The organism is Paenibacillus baekrokdamisoli (assembly GCF_003945345.1).
Classification (GTDB): Bacteria; Bacillota; Bacilli; order Paenibacillales; family Paenibacillaceae; genus Paenibacillus_Z; species Paenibacillus_Z baekrokdamisoli.
Genome location: NZ_AP019308.1, coordinates 1,319,928 through 1,341,044, shown reverse-complemented (window position 1 = coordinate 1,341,044; position 21,117 = coordinate 1,319,928). Strand labels below are relative to the sequence as shown.

Here is a 21,117-nt window from a genome sequence, read left to right as displayed (position 1 = left end):
AAGACACGGGCTTGGTAGCCCGCGCCACTACGTCTAAATCACGTAATGTAATAATCTCTCATTTTCCTCGGAAATGCAATACCATATCGTATGGTTCAGAGATTAGTTCACAAAACTAAATTCAAAGAATCTTCCCGCATATAATCTATTTGTAGAAAAACACTTTTTTTACTCCTCCGTTCCAAGATACCTCGCCACCAAGCAACTCAGCTGCAGCCCGAACTCCGATGTATGTCACACCTTCAATCAGTTGAAACGCTTGAATGGCCTTGCCATCAATGTACGGCTTTGCGTCCCTCGCGTTCCATTCTACTGAATACCCTAGCGCCTCGCCTAGCTTACGGATCGGTAAATAGACATGACCTTCAATTGCGCGTCCATATGCAACCAACTTATCATTAACAATGACTTTAATACTATCGGTAAGTGTTGGCTCAGGAATTGGAAGCTTAACCGTACATTTATCATAGAACGCCTTTTCCATCACGTTCATATCTACGCTGCCGGTGATTCCATTTACCTTGCCGTTGTCTGCATACTGAAACACGGACCATACACCCCAGGTGCTGTTATCCATTGGCTTAGCAGCTCCGTAATGAGCAATCCAAAGTGGCCACTTATTTAAGTCCTTACCTAAGTATGATCTGGCAAAGCTTGCACCGGTATAAATCATCACTGAATGCCCTGTAAGGCGTTCGACTTCCCTCAACCATGTTGCACACCAAGCAGTCAGTTTAGCGACTCCTAGAAGCTGCGCTTCCCCTTCTACGTCAAGCACATGAGGAAAGTCTGCCGTGAAGCCTTTGACCGTCTTGGCAAAGTTAGCTGCTTCTTCCTCGGCTGTGTTATTCTCCGGACGAGCATAGTGGTAATATCCCACTTTCAGACCCGCGAGAACGGCTCCTGTCGCGTTTGAAGAGAACTTGGAATCAATACCCGTTTTCCCTTCCGTAGCCTTAATAAACGCACCTGCAACACCGTCAGCCTTAACCTTGGGCCAAGCGATAGAACCTTGATGATGAGATACGTCGATTACTTTCACATTACCCTGACTTTTAGTTTGCATTTATACCACATCCTTCTCTTTGGTTGTTTCGTCTTTCTCACTCAATTGAACTAAAAACTCCCTTATCATCTTTGGAAGAGGTACACCAATCGACCCTAAGTTTTCAACAACGGATAGCCCCTCGCGACCACCATAGAAATAGATAGCCGCTGTTCGGAAGATTGGAGCTCCTGGTTGAATCCACTCGTCGAGCATGGAGGCTAAACCAATTACAAAGAGGACTGTTATCTTTCGAATACCACCCCAGAACATGATGTCACTGTTCACTTTTTTATTTTTAATAGCTCCAAGAACACCCGTTAGATAATCAGCTAACATTAGAACAAGGACCACTCGAAGTGCCTGGTCCCATCCGCCGAGCCAATCGGTAATAATAACACCCAGTGATGCAACAATTCCGCCCCAAGCTGCTTCTTTTCCATTTGTTCCTACCGATGCCGTTAATATGTTAAAGCCCATTTCCTTAAAATGATTCATATCCATCCCCCTATCAAATATAAATAGACTCCGCAAAAGCGGAGCCCATCGAGCAATCATCTTTAATTTTGAACAATTAGAAACCAAGGTGTGTAATACAAGGACGTATCAATAGTGATCGTCGTTGCCGTCTTAGTTGTTTTTGCTTTTGTTGATCGCTTGCCCTCAACATCCAGAACATAGACCGCATATTTGGAGGCGTCAGCAAGCGTGATCGTAATTACTCCGCTGACCTTGTTAAACATCACCGGATACGCTCCCCAATTGGTCATATTTCCGGTCGAGTCGTTTTTCACTTGCCCTGTGTTCTTCTGCTCAGTCAATAACGTGAGTAGCATCTTCTTAGAGGTCTGAAGTGGACTATCATCCATTGACAGCAGTGATACCGCAGAATCAACATCCACATTAATTGACATGTTGCTTGTTGCAAGGGATCTGCCCGCTATCCGGCCTGTCAATGACTGAAACTTAGCAGCATCCACTTTGATATAAGCTGTAGTCGATGCCGTTCTGTCCCATGTGATCTCACCCGTGTCGCTCGTATAAGCCGTTTGAATAGCAAGAGCAGGCAATTCATCTGGAAGGACTGTTGAGGGATCTGTTACCACCCCTTTATTGAACCTCTTTCGGATCTTGTGCGTTGCTGGCAAGGCTATAGGGAAATCAGAGCCACCTGCCGGATAAAGATTAAAGTCTTTATTCGCTGAGAACCTTCTGAGATTTTGTATCGTGTAGTCGGGCGTATAATCAAGAGCGACTTCCGTATTCGCCTGGCTGATGTACCCTTTTATAAATGCAATGGAGTAGACGATGCTCATGATTTTCATCAATGGATTGTTGCTCGTGTTAAAAAAGTTGTACGGATACTGCTGAGCTAGCGTATCTAAATCATAATGAGTGTAGGCAAACTTAAATATGCCAGATACATTATGCAGCGCGGCATACGGCACGAGCATTGGGAAGAACTCATACTCATACTTGGCTGGGAATGTATTATCTACCTCGGACAGTATAAACGGCTTATCCTTAACCGCGTTATATACCAACAAATGCGGCATGGATATTGCAGCGTCACCGACTGGTGATTTGTTATGCATCGTAAAGTTGGTAATGTTGCTGCTTGATGGGTGATCCCAATAGATATGTGCATCCATCACGTCTGCAGCCGACTGCGCGCAAGTGCTGGCATTGCCACCTGTTGACCAGTTATTGACGGTTAATAATTGCCTCACCCCTAGGCCTCTTGCAAAGCTCATCATCCGGACTCCAAAATCATACTCCAGCTCATAATAGAACCGGACTGTATCGGCTTGACGCTCTATCGTATAGTCATCAAATGGAGCAAACAAATAAGGTCGTGCAATGTTAAGTGAGTTTATATCCTCACCAGCATCCAACGCTTTAAGCGCCGCCTTGCGAAAGACCACGTTTGAGATCCATACATCTCCGATTCCGAACTTTCCTAGAGCGAAATCAAATTTGATATTTCCTCCGACAACCGTTTCTTTGCAGTTAAACACTACACTCCTGGTTGTCTTGGTTGTCGTCACAGGGACATTGTTAAAGAAATTCGTTCCCACAGAGTCAAGGAAATTACCATACTTCCCGTTTATCGCCGTGTTGTAAACCAGTTCACATGAGATGTTCCCAGCAACACTCCCCTCAATGTCAAAAGACACTTCATAGCGCTCTCCTGCCTTAAGATCCAGCGTACCGACTTGAGCAAACAAGATATGATAGGGCTGTGGTGTAGCTGGTTGTGCCGTGATTGAAATCTTCGCCGCATTCTTGGCCCCATCAAGCGTGCGATTTGCTGTAGCTCCACTATTAGGGGCAAATGCCGCCCATCCGGAGAAATTGTTCGAATAGCTTGGGTTAACAATCATATTCGTGCCAGCTGCGCGAGCATTCCAAGCAGCGGCAATACCTGCATTCGATGCATACTTTTTCGTCAACCACTGATGCCATGATTGGTTGATCATAGGTCCCCATATGCCTTGTACAAGCTTTCCGGTGTAAGTACCATTAAAACTACCGCCCAAATATCCATCAAGCGTACCGTCCTCATTGGCGAGCTCCACAATAGCAATGGATGGCTCGTCTTTGTAGGCAAGTCCCGTGTAGGGGTTAACGTGTGTCAGCAGCGCTTGTACAAGCTCCCGGTAATGATTTTCTAGCAAGGGATCAAAGTACGGCAGTACCTTGCCGTTTTTAATCATGTTGGCTTGATCTGTCACGTCTGACATTTTAAAGGCATTGAAATTGTGGGTACATAGCTTTGTATAGATACCACGGATCTTAAGTTGATAAATAAGATAATCCAGCTTATCCATAGCGGCTGTATCAAATAACATCATGCTTGAAGTGTTAGCCAGCACGCCACCAAATGACGATGCTGCTGCGGCATCCAATCCATGCAGACGTATGCAGTTGTATCCGATTTTAGCGAAGTTATCAGCCATCTGTTCTGAACCCGCATGACTCTGCAAATTGCCGTTAAAGACTAGATTCGTTCCCCACATCCGAAAAGGAGTTCCGTCTTCAAATACAAAGTTATCACCTTTGGATTTTAGAAACCCATGTCGGCCTGCCGGTGCGTCAAGAACGATCTTGCCTGCATGGATTTCTGTTCTGGATTTGTCGGTAACGAGGGCCTTAATTCCAAAGTTCGCCATCCCTTAGGCCCCCATCAAAATGATATGAGCTTGTACGAGTCCAGTTAATGCAGCATCTGTATTTTTTAAACTGAACTGCATCCCATAAGCAGGTGGAACGAAGCTCCCCGGATTGAGGGAAGAGGAACGCCAGAAATTAGCCAAAGTTTGTGCGCTGCCAATATTATTCCCTCCACTAATATCACCGTTAGAAGCCATATCACGATAGCTCGGCTGATAACCAACTATTGGACTTTTCACCAGCAGTTTAATACCCCTTACCCAGTCCGTATTGTACACAGTAAATATCGCTGATTCCGCATTAGCTGCCAATGTCTCGTTGATCGCCATAATGTATTCTTTATATGATGGTCGTTGTAAGCTACCGTAGACATTGCATGGCTGGACATCAACAAAGCATTTACCTGTGCCGGATTTAAGCACGATCTCGATTTTATAGTAATCAGATACTTGGGGAATAGTGAGCCCTCTCGATGCATTGAATAGGCCCACATCATACCTATCTGTATAGATGCCACCAGACAACTGAGCGCCTTTAATCTTGACTGCAAATACTGCTGTGCCTGTGATGGTGATATTCAAGTCAAGTGCATTGTAGCCGATTGCCTCAAACTCTGTTGATTCGAAGCTGGCTGATTTATCACTAATGACAGATGTAACCGTACCTTTGCTCATCGTGGTTACATTTACTTCTGCCGGACTTCCTCCGTTAGATCCGTCCTTTAATTTCACGTTTAAACTGCCATCTTCATTCATGGCATTTGCAAAGTTAACAACCGTTCCATTGTCACGGGTATATCGTGATACACTCATAGGATTTCTTAAAAAATCTCCCAATACTAACCCCTCCTATTCACAAATAAGAGCCCAGCATTTAGCCAGGCTCATTCTGTATTTAAAATATCAAAAGTAAAAGCCCCGCTTATGCGGAACCTCGAACATATCTGTGAGTAAAATCGGTAGCGCGGAATCCCTCTAACGAAAAAGAAGTCACTACGTTTAGTAGCCACTCCTCCCCAATACTCTTATTCTTATTGCGATGTCATAACACGGTCTCCTGTACCACTACTAGCTACCACTACAAATTTGCCGTTTGCGTAGCAGACAGAACGCCATTGATTATCGGTGGCACTTGTTCTGGGCGTCCATGTAATACCATCAGGGGAAGTCATAACACGATTTCCTGTTCCGGTAATTGATGTAGCTACAAACAAACCATTTCCGTAGCAAACACCACTCCAATTGTTACTCACCGCAGGTGTACTGGACGTCCACGTAATACCGTCAGGAGATGTCACGACACTCCCATTGCCCGCTACCGCTACAAATAATCCATTTCCGTAACATACAGCCAGCCAATCGTTGGTTGAACTTGTTCTGGGCGTCCATGTAATACCATCAGGGGAAGTCATAACACGGTTGGTGCCACTATTAGCTACCGCCACAAACAACCCATTTCCGTAGCAAACGCTATTAAATCCGCCACTCGGGATGGTCCTAGAAGTCCATGTAATCCCGTCAGTAGAGGTCATAGCGCCACCATTAGCTACTGCTACAAACAACCCATTTCCAAAGCAAACTCCATACCAATTCCTGCTCGCCGCTGTTGTTCCGACCGTCCACGTAATGCCGTTAGGAGATGTCATAACAGAAGTGCTTGCGGCATCCTGTGCCACCGCTACAAACGTATTGTTTCCGTAGCAGACGGAATACCATCCGCTATTCGTTGTAGTCCTAGATGTCCATGTAATACCATCAGGAGAAGTCATAACACGATTTCCTGTTCCGGTAATTGATGTAGCTACAAACAATCCATTTCCGTAGCAAACACAATACCAATTGTTATCCACCGCACTTGCTCGCGAAGTCCAAATTACCCCTAACGTCGATAATCTCCAAGCTTCAACCCAAGTACCGGAAACCTTCACCCATACACTCTTAGAAGATGACCATGCCCCGCCTACTTTAACCGAAACGCCTTTAATAGACTTCCATAAACCCGCATCCTTAACTTTAAGGTCTCCCATCGTCCATCCCTCCTTAATACTGAATCCATATATCCCCGTCAACCCCACCCGACGGCGCGGTGGACGATGTTGTTACGTGGTGTCCGTTAACCATGTCCGCGTTTAGGTTGGCGACTTGGGTTGTTGACGTGACCCAAAGCGGGGCTACACCCTGCGGTGCGTATGAGTTTAGTACAACCCCGTTTATTCCGCCCGCCGAATCTCGCGCAACAAGTGTGTTTGCCGTGGCCACCTTGTCGGCGTGAAACCCATCCACCATATCGGCGTTAAGGTTTGTCACCACTGTCGTAGACGCCACTTGTAGCGGGGCCGTACCTGTTGCAACCGTGGAGTTGATCTGTCCGGCAAAGTTGGCCGTGCCTGTGAATGAAGGCGACGCGTTATTTGCTTTATTCGCTAATGAAACCGCCGGTTGTGTTGTCCAATCAGTACCGCCAATAATTTTGCTCAACTGCCATGCGACATTACCCATAAGCGTTGGATAATTAACGGGCACATTAAATGTCGGCATGCTGCCCACAAATGGGTTGTGATTACCGATAGACGCCACCGCAAGCGACGCGGACGGTAACGTTATGCCCGAAAATGTAGGGCTTGCCGTTGTTCTCACGTCTTGATTCATATGGAATCCGTCCACCGTGTCAACGTCTATGCCGGTTGTACTTCCGTTGTACTCCTTGACCCAACCCGAAAATGGAGGGCTTCCGTTCCAATTATAGTAACCGCTCCATTGCTGAACGTTGCCGCCGCCATTGTAGAACGAGAATTTCAAGTCTGCTACGTTTGACACGCCGGATTTTTTGATTACTAGAATGCCGTCGGTTATAGGATAGGCGGTTGAAGTGTTCGATGCTTTTTTCGTGTAAACGAGCATCGACATCATCGGCATTGCGAGACAAATGTCTTCTATTGTTTCCGTCCCGGCTGTCAATCCTAATTGCGTAATGTCGTAAAAAATGTGCCAGCCGTCCACTGTGTCCGCCCCTAGTTTCGGTACCGTCGTCGTGGACTCCACAGACAACGGCGGTGTCCCGGTCGCTATGGTAGAGGAAAACGTCGGCGCTGTTGGAGTGCCAGTGAAAGCTGGTGATAATAGTGTAGCCATCTTTACCCATGTTGGGGTGAAAGCTGCATCCGCTGTAGTTGCAACTGCCCCCATGTCAAAGCACTCAATTCCTCCGCTAACCGATAGACGTATACCGCGGGCGCCAAGTGAAGCGTGAGTATTTGAATATTTCCAACTGTTATTCCCGTCAGTGTAAGCATTATTAGCAAGCAAGGCCTGCCCACCACTATTAGCTGACAAATCGGCCCAACCAGCCGCGGCTAGATTACGGGTAGTATCACCTGTTGCTTTGAAATACGGAGCAGATGCGGTCCCAGTAAATGTAGGTGAAGCTAGTGGGGCTTTGAGTCCAAGCGACGCGACTATGACATTGATCGTCATGGATGGTAGCGTCCACCAGTTGGCTGAACCTGTAATCCCTTTGATTATATAGGCCAACTTCGACCATAGGCGCGTAGGCGAATCGGCACCTGCTGCAGCTACAATTGAATCATCGATTGCGCGATTGCCAATTACAGAATCCGTTGCGGATCCAGCACCACCAGCTCCCGCCGCAACGCCGTCGAGCTTCGTAATCTTTTCATCTAGTAAATCCGCGTTTATGTTAAAATTCACAACAGTCGCATTGTCTGATGCTTCAACTTTCTTTATGCCGCTTGGCAATGTCTGCAATGGATTAACCTCCCCATGTTTCTATAGCACCAAATGTTATTCCAACTGTTTCAATATTTCCAAATGATTTTCCATAACCTTGCAGCATGCCGAATGTGGCGTACCTGAAAACAAACTTCACGATCAAATGCGATGGCATGACTGCCCGAATAGCATTTTTTATATCATCCATATTTGGTGGAATACCCAATGTACTCACAAATGTTACCGTGAACATACCTTTTCCAGCATCGAATGAAAGATCGACTTCTCCGTTATTGTAAGCCTCCGCTATACGCTTGAGCAGTGATCCGGTAAACTTGCCGATTCCGCGCATCTTTGATTGGATGACGGAACGGCGCTGATCGATTGGCTGACCAGCCAACGGGATGATGCCTAGTTCTTCCTCCCAGTTCACTAAATCCCAAGTAGCCGTTCCGACAAACCGCTGATTCAATTGCGCGGCGAGATCGGCCTGCAGCTTATCAAATTCAGCACCCTCTGATTGGACGATGATTCGAATTTCCAATATGGGTTCGTAATAAGATGGCAGATCACTAAGCATGTCCTGCCCCGCAGCAGAGGTTACCGGATAATCATTCATGGATTATCACCGTCCCTTTGACGGCTACCGATCCCTCGGATACTGTCACATTGCCTGTTCCGCCGTTTACCTCAAGCCCTGCGTAATCAGCCACTCCGGTTGTATCAAGCAGCAGCGTGCCTATACGAGCGTATTTGACGTTCCGATCCTCGCTATAAGCGATGCCTGCTAGATGTAATGTCAACGCTCTCTCAAAATCCATCTTTACCTGAGCGAGCGTCTGAGAACCACTTAAGACAACAGTAGCTGTCACGTTAACTTGGACTCCAGGCGCGGCTACAACAGTTGTCAAAGCACCAGCAGGTGCCACTCCTTCACCCATCCCTTCACCGAGCCCGATAGCTGGATCAATGTAGTCCTTTACGGCTTTTACAACGCTTGGTGTAGCTGGCTGTCTATCGACTCCAAGGACAAATACCTTGACTGTGTTGGGGCCATTCCAAGTCGGGATCACGTAGGCATCGCCCACTCCCGGTACCTCAAGTGCCCATGTTCGATAAGCAGCCCTGTTGCCGCTTGTAGGCGGCGTGCGTACTTGCTCTAAGAAACGTTTCCTGTAATCATCATCTGTCTCGTCGTTCGTACCGGGAAGTAGCAAGCCCAATAGAGTGGCTGTTGCTAATCCTGAAATATATTCAATCGGGAGCATCGCGCCGCTCGGAAGATTCCCGACTTCTCCGGACGTCTCACACACCAGCTTAAAAGTACCAATCGCTATCTTCTCCGAAACGACAAAGGTGAGTTCACCAGCTGAAAAACGGCTTCCAATTGGAACGTCAAATGAAGCATTTGAAGCGTCTTTGAATGATCCTTCCCTAACCGCTGCAGTTGCCAGCTTGGCTGTGATGCCGAAATCCTCACCGCGCTTTCGCAGCTCCGCTCCACTGGAAGTCTGAGCATGAGAGAGATTATTATTAATAGCCATTTCAATGTAAGTCTCGGCTAGCATTTGAGCAGCCGGTGCAAGAGCATCGTAAATAATACTTCCCTCTCGTTTATCCACATCACTTGGCACACTGTCCAGCATTCTTTGCAGAATCGCACTAAACGTTTGAGACTCATACATGGTTGGTTACCCCCGAAGTAAAGCTTCCAAAGTCAGACACGACCGTAAATGTGGCAAGCGCACTGTCCCCACTAACCTCAATTTTCATGTCAGTAACATCGGTTATGCGATCATCCGTCAGTAATGCCTCCCGAATACGCCTAGCCAACTCTGATTTAATTACAGACGATGACAGCCCCATCAGGTCCGTCATTTCCGAACCGTAATTGAAACTGTAGATGTAGTGTTCGAAACGTTCTGACTGCAAAATTTTAAACACGGCCTGCTTTGTCGCTTCCAAGCCATCTATACTGCCGACTATACGTTTGTCGATCAAATCCAGCCAATACGTCCGACTTGTCTCTTGTGAATCCTCGAGCATATCCGTACCAATGGTGCTACCTGTTGGAATCATGTCATATCACCCGATCCAAAATTAAATATTGTTGTCCGCCCTGCACCCGAAGCAAGATTAGTTTGTCTCCTTGTCCAAGGCCGCGCCGAATCAGAAGTTTGTCCTTGAGCGCATCTCCGGTCACGCCTTCGCTGTAACTGTGCGCGTGCTTAACATCGATCTTATACTCCATCAGGCTTTCTGGCACAATCAAAAAATCCGCTGTGAGTGTGAACCGTTGATCGACGGTTACCTCAAGCGGATCTGCTTTTGTTACACTACCAGTTTGGACGGTAATAGGTTGACCAGCTTCGACCGCCCCAAGGCCAGCCTTCTTAATAACACCAAGAAGTGACATTAAATCACCTTCAATTCTAATGACATGGTATGATCTGCTCCATCGAATTTATGGCTGCATTCGTCTACAAGCATCGGTTGATTTATCCCAAGCCGTTTAATGGCGATATGGACATAACTACCAGCTCGAACCCGAATATCACCGATTGCATCTATTTTCAACTTTTCCGACTGCCTATTCTTCAATTGGATCAAAGTATCCAACATCTGTTTGATTTGGGCGGCATTGAGCTTTTCATCAACTGACTGGTACAACTGCAGCCTACCCCACTTCGCGATATTTACACTATCCTGAGCAACGTACACATCCCGGTTAGCTTTCTTCTTGTTATCCTGAACGATTTTGACTCGGTTATACGTTTCACTGTCGATGGATTGCGTAAAGTCATAGTCGAACAATAAACTCTTATCCCCGATATAAAAGTCTGGCAGCGTCTTCTTGATATTCATCAACGCCAACAATCCGAAATCGTCGTACAAGAAGAAATTTCCATAGCCATTGATCAGCGTCATATCGAGCGCCTTACAAACTGTGTCCAGTAATTTCTTACCGTCCTCAATCATCGACGGGATCTTATATTTCGTATCAACCAAATTCCCTGTTTTCAGGCCCGTATCGTCAGCGATTTTTTTAACGATCTCCGTTGCGGTCTTACCAGTAAATACATAAGTATCATTACCCATTAGATAACGTATCTGATCATAGGCTTTTATCTTAAAGCCCTCATCCATCCCGCTGCCGATCTCAAATACATAGCCATAAAAGACATTGGTGCCACCCTTCCGCACCCTAACGATGTCTCCGTTATTAATGGTGAATTTCTTATCCTGGTAAAGACCTCCCGTCACAATCGTAAAACTCAAGCTGCCAGCCTTACCGATACGACTTGTCTGCCATTCAATATCGGAAGCAATATTCGATATGTTCCATACATCACCATTCTTATTATCGAGAAACATTTCAAGGGTATGGTATTTATCCAAGTCTATCCTCTCCCTTATTTATTGGGCAGCTTTAATACCTTGCCTATAGGTAGCTTCTTAAGATCCGCATCACTCAGGCCGTTGAGCTTTTGAATCTCTCTCCATCGACTATCGTCTCCCAGTAGCTTCTTAGCCACTTTTGACAGCGTGTCTCCTGCTACCATCGTATACGTCTTGGGTGTCTGTTTCTCGTTTGGACGAGATGGAGTATCCTGCTTGGTTGTCGTTCCGCTCTTCTTTTTGACTACTTTAATCTTCTTTGCCCCATAAAAGACATATTCCTTTAGCGAGAGTTTAAATTCAATATCTCCTCCGCTTCCCGCAATCTCCGACCATTCAAAGGACTCGATACTAACGGGGATATTGATTTCGAAACCACCAATAAAAATAAACCTGATTGGATGTTTTGTTGCCTTCCAATGTTCAATTCGCTGGACGTACGATCCAGGAGGACGAAAAGCAACACCCTCCTGAATGAACGGATAGTTATGCGCTGGAAAGATCGATTCAAAGCTAATTTCCTTTAAACTCGGATCCTTGATTACATTAATTTCTCCGATGCCAGCCACCGTGTACGTCTTTCCATTGCCATCTTCCTTTACATTAATTGTCTCCGGCAAGACTGGAAGTGAAAAAAACTCCGCGTGGCTGTTATAGCTCAATTCAATCTCATATGCATCCATCAGCCACCATACACTCCTTCTGCGGAAGCAACAATTTCACCCTCCAAATGATCTTTTATCTTAGAGATAATTGTCCCCATGTCGCTTTCATTTCGAACATGCGTATCTCCAAAAGTGATCTGAGGCGTAAGCGTAACGAAATTCTGAATGTTTTTCATTTCGGCAAGCTCCCGCATTTGCTTAATATCCTCGCTTGATATATCTACCTTGCCACCGATCTTACCGACTTCATTCACCTTATTAATGTTGCCTGACCAGGCATCACCCTTTTTCTTTATGGAGTCTCCAGCATTTACAGCTTTGGTGAAGAGATCTTTTCCGTATTTGTTTCCCACATCAAAGGCATCGGACAAATTCTTCGGTTTCATTTTGTATTTGGACAGATCGACAACACCTTTATCGGAAGTCGGAGCCTCCATGCTATCCATCATTTTCTTGATGCCATCGCTCATTGCATGAACATTGTCCGTGTCAAAAAGTTTAGCTGTTGGGATATCTACTCCTGGAAGATTGTTCATTGCCTCGATCATCCAGTTCAGCCCTTTAACAACCCCATTTATCCCCTCTAGCACTACTTTCATAAAGTTCCCAGCAAAATCTTCTGCACTCCGTAACATGTTGTACAAATTCCCCATGAAGAGTTGTGCAAGATCATAAAATAGTTTCTTTACTGCGTAAACCGGATCAATAAAGACATTAATAAAGAACTCAGCGAACATTAAAATGAGATTCCAAACAGTAGCAACACTGTTCCAAAGATAAGCGAAAAAGGCAGAAAACACACCTCCAACGAAGCCGACTATAGTCTGGGTAGAGACACCGAAGTAATTTAGTAATGATATAAGTAAAGCGATAGCTCCTATAACAGCAAACACCGGCCATGCCGCTGAGGCCCACATAATAAGCCAATAAACTGCAAGTCCAAGAACCACAACACCGACGGCAAACAATACATTTTTTACAATGTCCATGTGTTTAGTGAGAAAATCAATAAACCATGCTATAGAATCGGATGCGATTCTTATTCCTGCTGTCAGTCCGTTAAACATTCCTTGACCTTCCTTGGTGTCCATCCAATTAATCAAGCCCATAATAGATTTGGTTAACTTCTGGATAGGTCCGTTTGCCCCATTTAGTATCGAGATCCAACCAACTGCTTTATTCTTGGCAGCCGTCATTGCCTGACCGAATGTAACAGGCATCTTTTCAAATATCGTGTTAATATACTTGTCCTGTTTGGCGAAGGCCTGCACAACAGCATCAGACGTTAGTTTTCCATCTGCGCCTAGTTTCTTCAAGGACCCCCGCGATACGCCGAGTCCGTCCGCTAACACCTTCATAAGCATAGGGGCGTTTTCACTCAATGAACGGAGTTCGTCACCTTGTAGAACTCCACTGGAGAGTGCTTGTGACATTTGTAAGATCGAACTTTTGCTCTCTTCTGCAGTAGCCCCTCCTGTAGCAAGCAACTTATTGAACCTAGAAGTGAAAGCGAGGACATCACTATTACTTTTAAATACACCCTGTGTGGACGATCCGAGTTGAGCGACCATCTTCGCTGTCTCTTGATAGGCCTGACGAGTATCGTTTGCTACAGCCATAACCTTTTGTTGCAGCTCAAGCTGCGTCTGTGTACCATCATTCATCATACCAAGACGAGCATTTGTACTAGCGATACCATCAGCCCAGTTAACAAAATCAATCGCCTTATGAATGGTTGCAATCGATACGTAGGCAGCAACAATACCTTTAAGGCCAGTCGCCATTCCGCTAGATGCATTTCCGCCTTCCCTAAGTCGGCCATTAAGTTGTTCCTGCAACTGATTTATTCGTGCTTCCAGAGCGGCTATACGTTGTAAAGCGGCCTGTAGTTGCTGGGTATTACCACTTACCGCACTGAGTTGTCTAACAGCCACCAAAAGCCTTAAAACTAAGCGTTGAAGATTCGTGAACATCATCGTTAAAGATGCTGGTAATTGAATTTGGATCTGGGCCCTTATAGTTCCAATCTCAGCAATAATACGGCTATTCAGCGTGCGTACTTCAGCCAATGCATGGGCAGTGTCTAAGTGCACTTGAATGTTAACAGCTGCACCTCCAATACCTTGTAGAAGTGTTCTGAGTTGAGAATGTAACTGGGAAGCATTGGGCACTTGCAAATGGATTTCTGCGCTGATCGTCCCTAATTGTTGTTCGATCTGTGTACGGACAGTAGCAGCCTCTTGGATAGCAGCAGTAGAGTTGATTGTAACCTCTATTGCCGCCGAGGCTACACCGCTTCTGATCTGTTGCTGGATACGGTTTATTTCTTGCGTAATCCCATCCGCATCAATTATTACCTGTATTGCTACTGAATGCCCCATAGTAGTGAGTTGCTGCCTTACCTGTTCGATATGAGCAACCGCACCGGACATATCAACCTCAATCGATATTCGATCCTGCAACTCTCTTTTCACGCGTTCAGCGATCCCAAGAACCTGTTCTAGTCTCTGATTGGCCCTATCTAAAGTCTGGCTGAATTGATCAAACATTTTTAGACTTGCGCTGACTGTGGCCACCTATTTACCACCTCGTTTCAGGCAAAAATAAAACGCCCGTTATGGGCGTTAAAAGTATCTCAAATCATATGTGATTTTTACAGTGTCTATTTCATTATCTAATATTACAGCCCAAAACTCCGGTATTTTTTCAGTAACAGAATGGACCTTTAATGCGTTATCGGATTTAATAACGATTTTCATGTCCTCTTTAGGTACAAACCCGAACGATTTATATAAATCGTTGTCATTCTTGTATTTCATCCCATTCCCGTAATAAGTAAACCTAACAATCTTACCATCAATGGAAAGAAACTCCTGGTTACCTCCATCATACGTATAAGTGATCGCCTTATACTTTTTACCATTAGGGCTGGCGAAATCCCACGGCTCTTTTGATTCTGGATTTCCTAAGAATGAAATTAGCTCTTTTCCTGTAATTCTGTAATATTTTGTTGCATCAGCTATCAACTTTACTTCGCTAGCTTTTTCGTTTTTCGTTGCTGTTGTGTTAACATCGACACTACATGCGGAAATCATAAATGTAGTAATAATAAGGCATAACATAAATGAAAATTTGATAGATTTCCTCATTCTAATTCCTGATATTTTATACAACAAAATACCTCCAATGTTTTACGTATTTAACATTAGTCATTATACCAGAGTATGCATTTTGTGGGAATAAACTTACTTTTTTTACTTTTTTCTCTCTTTCTCGACACGAATACTGATCATAGCATAAATAGCAGCTTGTTCAAATCGATCCATTCGCATGAGATCATGAGGCAAGATTTTAAGTTCGTGGAGGGCGTAGTAAGCAAAGTTAGCCTCACTATCGCCCTCCTCAATTAGTTTTTTACCTCTTCAACGAGCTCATTCATATCCTTATCATACCCGTTGATTTCTTGGACTTTCTCGATCAGCGTGGCATACTCACCAGCGCGTAACATCTTACGAAGCAAGTTCTCTGCGCCCATGATACCGTATGATGATTGCAACTCTGCATCTTTCAAATTCGGATGCACCACGCAAGCGACAGCCATCTTGGCCAAGTACTCATCCGTACTTATTTCTTTTGTGGATTGACCTCTCTTGCCTTTGATTACTTTAGTTGCAGCCCTTCGGCATTCCTCGTCTTCCGAAGCAGAGATGCTCCGCAGTTTCCAAGAGATAGGTTTTCCGTCAGCTGTCTTGAAGCGATCCGAGACAGTGAAATCTTCTGTTTCCTCTGCTGTTGCGTTCTGTGCAAAAAATGCGCTTAAGTCGTTTGTTTTCATGGTTAGTTAGCCTCCTGATATTTTTATTGACCTAGTGTCGGTTGTCCAAAAGAATTCATGATTTCAGCGTCCTCAAAGGTGAAATCGATATCCTCATCAAGCGATTCACTTCCTGTATCAAGTTTTGCAATGATCACCTTGTTTAGATTGACACCTTTGATGGCGATGGTCTGCATACCTATACTAGAGTTTGGATCATCATTAACAATCTGAATATCAAAGTACGTATCAATCCCATTCCGTACATATTCAATCATTAATTCTCTAAATTTAGTGGTAACGTAGTAAATGGTCATGCTTCCGCTGCCCGACCAGCCAGCTGCTTTATGCTGAGTGCCGCGCTTCCCAAGCGTTTTGACCTCTGATTTTTTCTTTTCAATCGAAGCTTCCAACTTTTTGATGTAGAACATTTCCTCGACCTGGCCTTTAATTGTGGCGTATGCACGACCTTCTTGTCCGTTAATTGTGTCGCTTGCATTCAGGTAAGACATCTTACTTCACCTTCACTTTCATATATATTTTCTCGACTGCATCCACTGGCTGTACATTCAGCTCGACATAAACGCTATCCGAATCGGTGCCGGCCACGACACTGACATCTGCCTGCGAATCAAAGTTCTGGATCGCGTTAGCTGCCTGTAGCGTGTCAAGATAAGAGATCATTTCTGACTTCAACAAATTGCGACCATCGTTGTTGTTGTTAATTTTCCCGAGGTAGTAGGATTCAAAGATCCGTTTGAAGTCGTTGCCGATTCCATCCAGCACTCGAATGATTCGGTTTTTGTGGAATTGCTTTCCCTTATCTACCGTAAAGCTCGTCAGGCTGTTGATGTCTTGTTCAACGACCGCCTTCCCACCTGTAGCGGTGAAGAGCAATTCGCCAGCCTGTAGCGCCGAGATAGTCTGTGAATTCGTATACCGCGGTGCGGCATCCTTGGCATCGTCGTAAGCCCTAAAAGTCAGAGATTCGGCAATTGATGCGGCAGCGGTTGCAGCAGCTACCCATGCTGTCGCCTGAGCTGCAGTGAGTGTTACACCATCAGAGAGTATGACACCGTTTTTAACGCTAATTACGCCCTCATGGTCCGCTGTTGGGTAGTTCTCAAGCACAGCCTGAATTTTCTTCCCTTCGCCATCCCGCAGACGGCGGGTAAAGGCAGCGTACACAGCTTTCAATGTGTTGTCCGTCGAAGGTAGCGCGACCGTTTGGAAGTCTTGCAGTTCGAGCGCCGCCAAGAAGTCCGTATGATCAACGTTAGTTGTTGTTCCATTGGCTCCGCCCGTTAATGCAGCCCCCGCCGATGTTGTTAGTGCTCCGGTTCCTGACCATGTTACCCAAGCGTTGGTTTTCAGGTCGGCTATAGTAGCGCCAATCTGTGTATCCACCTTGTTCGCGCCTAGCATTGTGATAACATCGAACTTGGCGCTGTCTTCAACATTGGTCTGTACGACAATGGTCAAGTCATTACCCCTGAGACCGCCGAACTTAGCCGTTGCCGTGAGAGTTCCAATTGTTTTGGTTGCTTTCGTACCAGTATTGAGCCGATATAATAGTAATGTCTTCGCACGCTTCAGCGCCTCACGGACTAGCAGTAGTTCCGTAGCTGTAATATCATAGCCCAACGCCTGACTCACATCGTCACCAGCATGGATTGCAACAATTTCCTTTGACGCCCCCCATGATAACGTAAGCGCCATTGAGGTAATTCCCCGATCTCCTAATGACCCAAGAGTCCCTCCATCGCTTACGGAGTTGATATAGACGCCTGGACGTACCTTGTTTTGCGCTACCCAAGTTCCTCCTGCCATTTAATTCGCCTCCCCTTTCGCAAATTCTTCGATCATCTGTTTGGCCTTGTCTATCGTGTATCGCTCGTTGTCAGCTAACAATGCCGACAATACGTCTTTCTCCAGTGGCGTAAACTGCTTAGATTCTAAAATCTGCTGCTTGGCATACACCGGGTTTTGCACCGTTTCCGGTAGTGGTTCTTGTTCACCTTTTTTCATTTACCTCTAACCTCCATCCCCAACTTACCCATTGAAGGCAGCGGAGTAATTTGCTTGATAATATATAGATCAATGCCGAAGAAAAAGTGCAATACGCCGTCGATAATCTCATGATGCATCCCAGTTCCACGCATCTGTTCAGAACCATTCGGAATGTACTCTAGCACTTCATAAAGGCGCTCAGCGACTGTATGAGCCTCTTCGTTTGGTTGATCGGTAGATGGGAAGTAATGAACGTCAAAGGCATGTACGCGCTTATATCGACGCCCCATAATACGAGAATGGGATACAGGGAAGTCCAAAACAAAAAAACAAGGCTCAATGAGTCCCTGTTTAATCTCTTCCCCGTATATCGTCATGGCTGGATATGCGCCAGCAAGCGTTCCTATCACCGCATCACGTACACCGATTACGGTTACGCTCATCTCATCACCCCATATGTCTATCAATAAATTGCTGCAGCTTACGCTCTATAATATCCGGAAGCTCTCTTTCCATTTCCTGAATGGAGTATGTCAGCATAAAACGCCCATTGACCCATCCGGTATGATCACGGGTTCGATGACCGTACTCGACATACATCGCATGTTCAACTGGGTTAATGATCTCAACCTCGTACCCGTTTGCAGTTCGCGCAATCTGTCCGATCGTCCACCCATGACGTAGTTCGCCAGTATCCACCGGCGTTCTGGCGATTACCTTCGCAAGCAGCCGTCCGGCAATCTCACGTATACATTCTTCCTCGAAGTGTGCGAACTCCAGTTTCATTGCCTTTAGAGAATCCTTGAGCCCAACCCACTCGCCAAACTCAAACGTACCCCATCCAGCCATTAAGCTTTTTCCTTCCGCTGCAAACTCACTTCTTGATGCGTAGGATAAAGGAACGGTTCGCCTGCCGTAAAGGTTCGAGGCTGCCCGGGTAACAGAATCCATCCCTCAACCGTGACTCGTCCGCGGGTGACCTCAATTTCGTCCCCCTGCTTCAACTCCAATTCGGGCGCAAGGAACAGCTTCGATTCATACTGGATGGCGTTCTGAGCAGGTGACTGACTGTTCTTACCTAGTCCAGTTTGCGATAGGCGACAAGGTTGATCCATGTAAATCGCTTGCAATTGAAGTACAGTTTGCTTATTCGGCTTAACAAAAGGAACATGACGGCTGATCGTAACCCGATCCTCATATATCCGTTCTAGCGCTGCACGGTACTTCGTGTAATCGATCATGTTACCACCTCAGTTTTCGAAAAGCGTTCAACTCTGCCCGATAATCAAATAGAACAGAATTGACAACAACGATACTTGGGGTTAGTGGCGCTGAAACAGCTTTAACAGGTTTTATGGATGTATCACCTATTGAAATCTCAAAGGTTCCTGATGACTCAATCGTGGGAAAGAGAGCCGCTGATTGCTCAGCAGCCAATGCTCCTGCTACCATAGCAGCCCAAGTAAATCTCAGTCTATCGGGTATCGACGAATGGTTAATATAAGAAAGGATTCGCTGTTCAATCTCATCCATGTACATATTGATGAGTTGATCGTGTGTTGCTCCCAGCGGATCTAATTGAAGCCTCATTTTGACCAAGGCAAGGATATCATCCTTATTAATCGTCATTACCTTCACCGACTGCCGCTTTAATTTTGGCAAGAATGTCTGGTTTGGTTGTAGCCTCCCCGAGATCAAGCGAAATCTTTACTGCGTATTCCTTCAATTCCGGAGCTGTCATCTTATCAAACGACTTTGCATCACTATCATCGATAACGTCAAGATGGTTTGCAATGCGTTCATAACCCGCACGATCAATTTCAAACTCTTCGTCGGGCCCATACAGCCGGCTGTTATGCCGGACTGGTATGGTATGTGGTGCAACGATCATAGAATGACCTCCTTAGATAACCTGCGCTTGGAATACTTCATCTGCAGCTGGGAAGCTTGGCAGCGCCGTAGCAACAGCCTTCGTCCATGTGCTTACTGGATCTTTTCCACCTTCATAGACCATCGCTAGGACATTACCGACTTTAGTGATATCGATTTGCGGATCACGCGCAAGACGAATTTCCTCAGCTGTAGGACCATAAATGGTTTCTCCAAGCGGTCCGTCTGGTAACATAACAAACTTGTTCTGCGGGAAATAACGAACTTGTGAGTAAGTTCCGTTTGCATTCTGCTTCCGATAAACATCATCGTATACGGCAATTGTCGGGAGCTCCAGTTGACCGAGCAATGCATTCAGGTCAAGACGAGTTGCAATTCTTGCAGCGTTATTGCCAAACAACGCTCCAACTACTTTTGGATGACGTAGCAACGTTGCAAGTACAGTGCCGGAAGTTAGGACACGTTTAGGTTTCGTACCCAGCGTCGAATACCAACCCAGCATTTGTGTGATTGGGTCACTATCCGGATTCGTCCACAGGTCCGTACCCGAGAGCACTTGCTTATGTTCATTCGGCACTTGGTAGTTAATGACTGCGCTGAGGTTATTCTCTGAAAGCGTCACAGTACCGTTAGCAGCAGCTTCCATACGCATGGCCTCTACCCGAGCACGCACGCTTGCTGTGAGAACATCAATATCGTTGTACACTTCTCGCATCAGATATTGCTGTTCTGCCGGTGTGCGCGGATTCTCAAGTGCAATAATGTCTTTCTCCTTCATTTGCATCTTCCGTTTAATCAAAGCAAGCTCTAACGCCTGCTTGGTAGCCTCGCGGCTGCCGATCTCAGCTTCTGTATCAAATGCATGAACGCTTGCAATGACAGGCACACGACGTGCCCCTTTGATTTGTTCAAATTCCAATGAATCGCGTTTCACTTCAGGAAACAAAGTTTCACCTAACAACGGTGGGAACTGTCGGTTTTGCAGGTAGTTCAATACTTCTGGTTGACTAAACAATTCGAGTACATTTGGCATGATTGACTATCCCCTCTCTTAAACCCCTGTTTTAAATTTGATGGCCTTCATAGCCGTTTTCGCTGCTGCAGCTGGTGCGACAGGTAAACGAGCTTCTAAGATCCAAGCATCTACAATGACTGAACCCGGTTGAGGTCCTTCTGTTACGTCCGTATCCGTATAGAGAATGCCGGTTGCTGTTGCATCATTAGCCGGATATACAGAGCCTGCTGGAACGATTTTACGCCCCTGTGCGTTAGCTGCTACACCCACATCACTCACTTGATAAGTGAAGGCCGTAACCTTAGCACTTGCTAGAAAGTTAACATCTACTCGTTTACCGAAATCTTTTACGTATGGCATGATTATGTTCCCCTTTC

Annotated in this window: 24 protein-coding genes; all 24 read right to left on the bottom strand. The window is 45.7% G+C overall.

The annotated features are described in order from the left end of the window. Positions 1-145 precede the first annotated feature (145 nt). Complete coding sequence (locus tag EKN16_RS05785; RefSeq protein ID WP_125654482.1) at positions 146-1,066, bottom strand: GH25 family lysozyme; 921 nt, start codon at positions 1,064-1,066, stop codon at positions 146-148. Beyond that, positions 1,067-1,543, bottom strand: a complete 477-nt coding sequence (locus tag EKN16_RS05780) for a phage holin family protein (RefSeq protein ID WP_125654480.1) — start codon at positions 1,541-1,543, stop codon at positions 1,067-1,069. Positions 1,544-1,605: 62 nt separating this feature from the next. Next, positions 1,606-4,218 (bottom strand): hypothetical protein, encoded by a 2,613-nt coding sequence (locus EKN16_RS05775; protein WP_125654478.1) that lies wholly within the window; start codon positions 4,216-4,218, stop codon positions 1,606-1,608. A gap of 3 nt (positions 4,219-4,221) precedes the next feature. Beyond that, positions 4,222-5,031: a hypothetical protein gene (locus EKN16_RS05770; protein ID WP_232016242.1), complete on the bottom strand. Its 810-nt coding sequence runs from the start codon at positions 5,029-5,031 to the stop codon at positions 4,222-4,224. Between the two features lie 218 nt (positions 5,032-5,249). Then, positions 5,250-6,245: a hypothetical protein gene (locus EKN16_RS05765; RefSeq protein ID WP_125654474.1), complete on the bottom strand. Its 996-nt coding sequence runs from the start codon at positions 6,243-6,245 to the stop codon at positions 5,250-5,252. 13 nt (positions 6,246-6,258) lie between these two features. Continuing rightward, positions 6,259-7,983 carry a hypothetical protein gene (locus EKN16_RS05760; RefSeq protein ID WP_125654472.1) on the bottom strand — a complete coding sequence of 575 codons (1,725 nt, stop codon included), beginning with the start codon at positions 7,981-7,983 and terminating at the stop codon, positions 6,259-6,261. Positions 7,984-7,987: 4 nt separating this feature from the next. After that, a complete protein-coding gene (locus EKN16_RS05755) occupies positions 7,988-8,566 on the bottom strand; it encodes a putative phage tail protein (protein WP_125654470.1) in 579 nt (192 codons plus the stop codon). Then, positions 8,559-9,632 carry a baseplate J/gp47 family protein gene (locus EKN16_RS05750; RefSeq protein ID WP_125654468.1) on the bottom strand — a complete coding sequence of 358 codons (1,074 nt, stop codon included), beginning with the start codon at positions 9,630-9,632 and terminating at the stop codon, positions 8,559-8,561. Before EKN16_RS05750 ends, EKN16_RS05755 begins: the two co-directional genes overlap by 8 nt. Further along, positions 9,625-10,026, bottom strand: coding sequence for a DUF2634 domain-containing protein (locus tag EKN16_RS05745; RefSeq protein WP_125654466.1), 402 nt, complete (start codon positions 10,024-10,026; stop codon positions 9,625-9,627). Before EKN16_RS05745 ends, EKN16_RS05750 begins: the two co-directional genes overlap by 8 nt. Position 10,027: 1 nt before the next feature. Next, the gene (locus EKN16_RS05740; RefSeq protein ID WP_125654464.1) at positions 10,028-10,363 is read right to left on the bottom strand and encodes a DUF2577 domain-containing protein; all 336 of its coding nucleotides are present in this window, start codon (positions 10,361-10,363) and stop codon (positions 10,028-10,030) included. After that, the gene (locus EKN16_RS05735; protein WP_311546969.1) at positions 10,363-11,346 is read right to left on the bottom strand and encodes an XkdQ/YqbQ family protein; all 984 of its coding nucleotides are present in this window, start codon (positions 11,344-11,346) and stop codon (positions 10,363-10,365) included. The genes EKN16_RS05740 and EKN16_RS05735 overlap by 1 nt, the downstream gene beginning before the upstream one ends. A gap of 14 nt (positions 11,347-11,360) precedes the next feature. Beyond that, positions 11,361-12,029 (bottom strand): LysM peptidoglycan-binding domain-containing protein, encoded by a 669-nt coding sequence (locus EKN16_RS05730; protein WP_125654462.1) that lies wholly within the window; start codon positions 12,027-12,029, stop codon positions 11,361-11,363. Continuing rightward, complete coding sequence (locus tag EKN16_RS05725; protein WP_125654460.1) at positions 12,029-14,587, bottom strand: tape measure protein; 2,559 nt, start codon at positions 14,585-14,587, stop codon at positions 12,029-12,031. Before EKN16_RS05725 ends, EKN16_RS05730 begins: the two co-directional genes overlap by 1 nt. 48 nt (positions 14,588-14,635) lie before the next feature. Next, the gene (locus EKN16_RS05720; protein ID WP_125654458.1) at positions 14,636-15,184 is read right to left on the bottom strand and encodes a hypothetical protein; all 549 of its coding nucleotides are present in this window, start codon (positions 15,182-15,184) and stop codon (positions 14,636-14,638) included. A 233-nt stretch (positions 15,185-15,417) separates the two neighbouring features. Further along, complete coding sequence (locus EKN16_RS05715) at positions 15,418-15,846, bottom strand: phage tail assembly chaperone (RefSeq protein WP_125654456.1); 429 nt, start codon at positions 15,844-15,846, stop codon at positions 15,418-15,420. A gap of 492 nt (positions 15,847-16,338) precedes the next feature. Next, positions 16,339-17,655, bottom strand: a complete 1,317-nt coding sequence (locus EKN16_RS05710; protein WP_125654454.1) for a phage tail sheath family protein — start codon at positions 17,653-17,655, stop codon at positions 16,339-16,341. Beyond that, complete coding sequence (locus tag EKN16_RS05705) at positions 17,656-17,853, bottom strand: hypothetical protein (RefSeq protein WP_125654452.1); 198 nt, start codon at positions 17,851-17,853, stop codon at positions 17,656-17,658. Beyond that, entirely contained in the window at positions 17,850-18,278 is a 429-nt protein-coding gene (locus EKN16_RS05700) for a phage tail terminator family protein (RefSeq protein ID WP_125654450.1), read from the bottom strand. Before EKN16_RS05700 ends, EKN16_RS05705 begins: the two co-directional genes overlap by 4 nt. A gap of 4 nt (positions 18,279-18,282) precedes the next feature. After that, positions 18,283-18,684 carry an HK97 gp10 family phage protein gene (locus EKN16_RS05695; RefSeq protein ID WP_125654448.1) on the bottom strand — a complete coding sequence of 134 codons (402 nt, stop codon included), beginning with the start codon at positions 18,682-18,684 and terminating at the stop codon, positions 18,283-18,285. Further along, the gene (locus EKN16_RS05690; protein WP_125654446.1) at positions 18,684-19,076 is read right to left on the bottom strand and encodes a pyrimidine/purine nucleoside phosphorylase family protein; all 393 of its coding nucleotides are present in this window, start codon (positions 19,074-19,076) and stop codon (positions 18,684-18,686) included. Before EKN16_RS05690 ends, EKN16_RS05695 begins: the two co-directional genes overlap by 1 nt. 1 nt (position 19,077) lies before the next feature. Continuing rightward, on the bottom strand, positions 19,078-19,464 hold the full coding sequence (locus EKN16_RS05685) for a DNA-packaging protein (RefSeq protein WP_183530745.1): 387 nt from the start codon (positions 19,462-19,464) through the stop codon (positions 19,078-19,080). Continuing rightward, positions 19,454-19,726, bottom strand: coding sequence for a hypothetical protein (locus EKN16_RS05680; RefSeq protein ID WP_125654442.1), 273 nt, complete (start codon positions 19,724-19,726; stop codon positions 19,454-19,456). Before EKN16_RS05680 ends, EKN16_RS05685 begins: the two co-directional genes overlap by 11 nt. Before the next feature lie 12 nt (positions 19,727-19,738). Next, positions 19,739-20,758, bottom strand: coding sequence for a major capsid protein (locus EKN16_RS05675; protein ID WP_125654440.1), 1,020 nt, complete (start codon positions 20,756-20,758; stop codon positions 19,739-19,741). Between the two features lie 18 nt (positions 20,759-20,776). Then, positions 20,777-21,100: a hypothetical protein gene (locus EKN16_RS05670; RefSeq protein WP_125654439.1), complete on the bottom strand. Its 324-nt coding sequence runs from the start codon at positions 21,098-21,100 to the stop codon at positions 20,777-20,779. Positions 21,101-21,117: the final 17 nt, after the last annotated feature.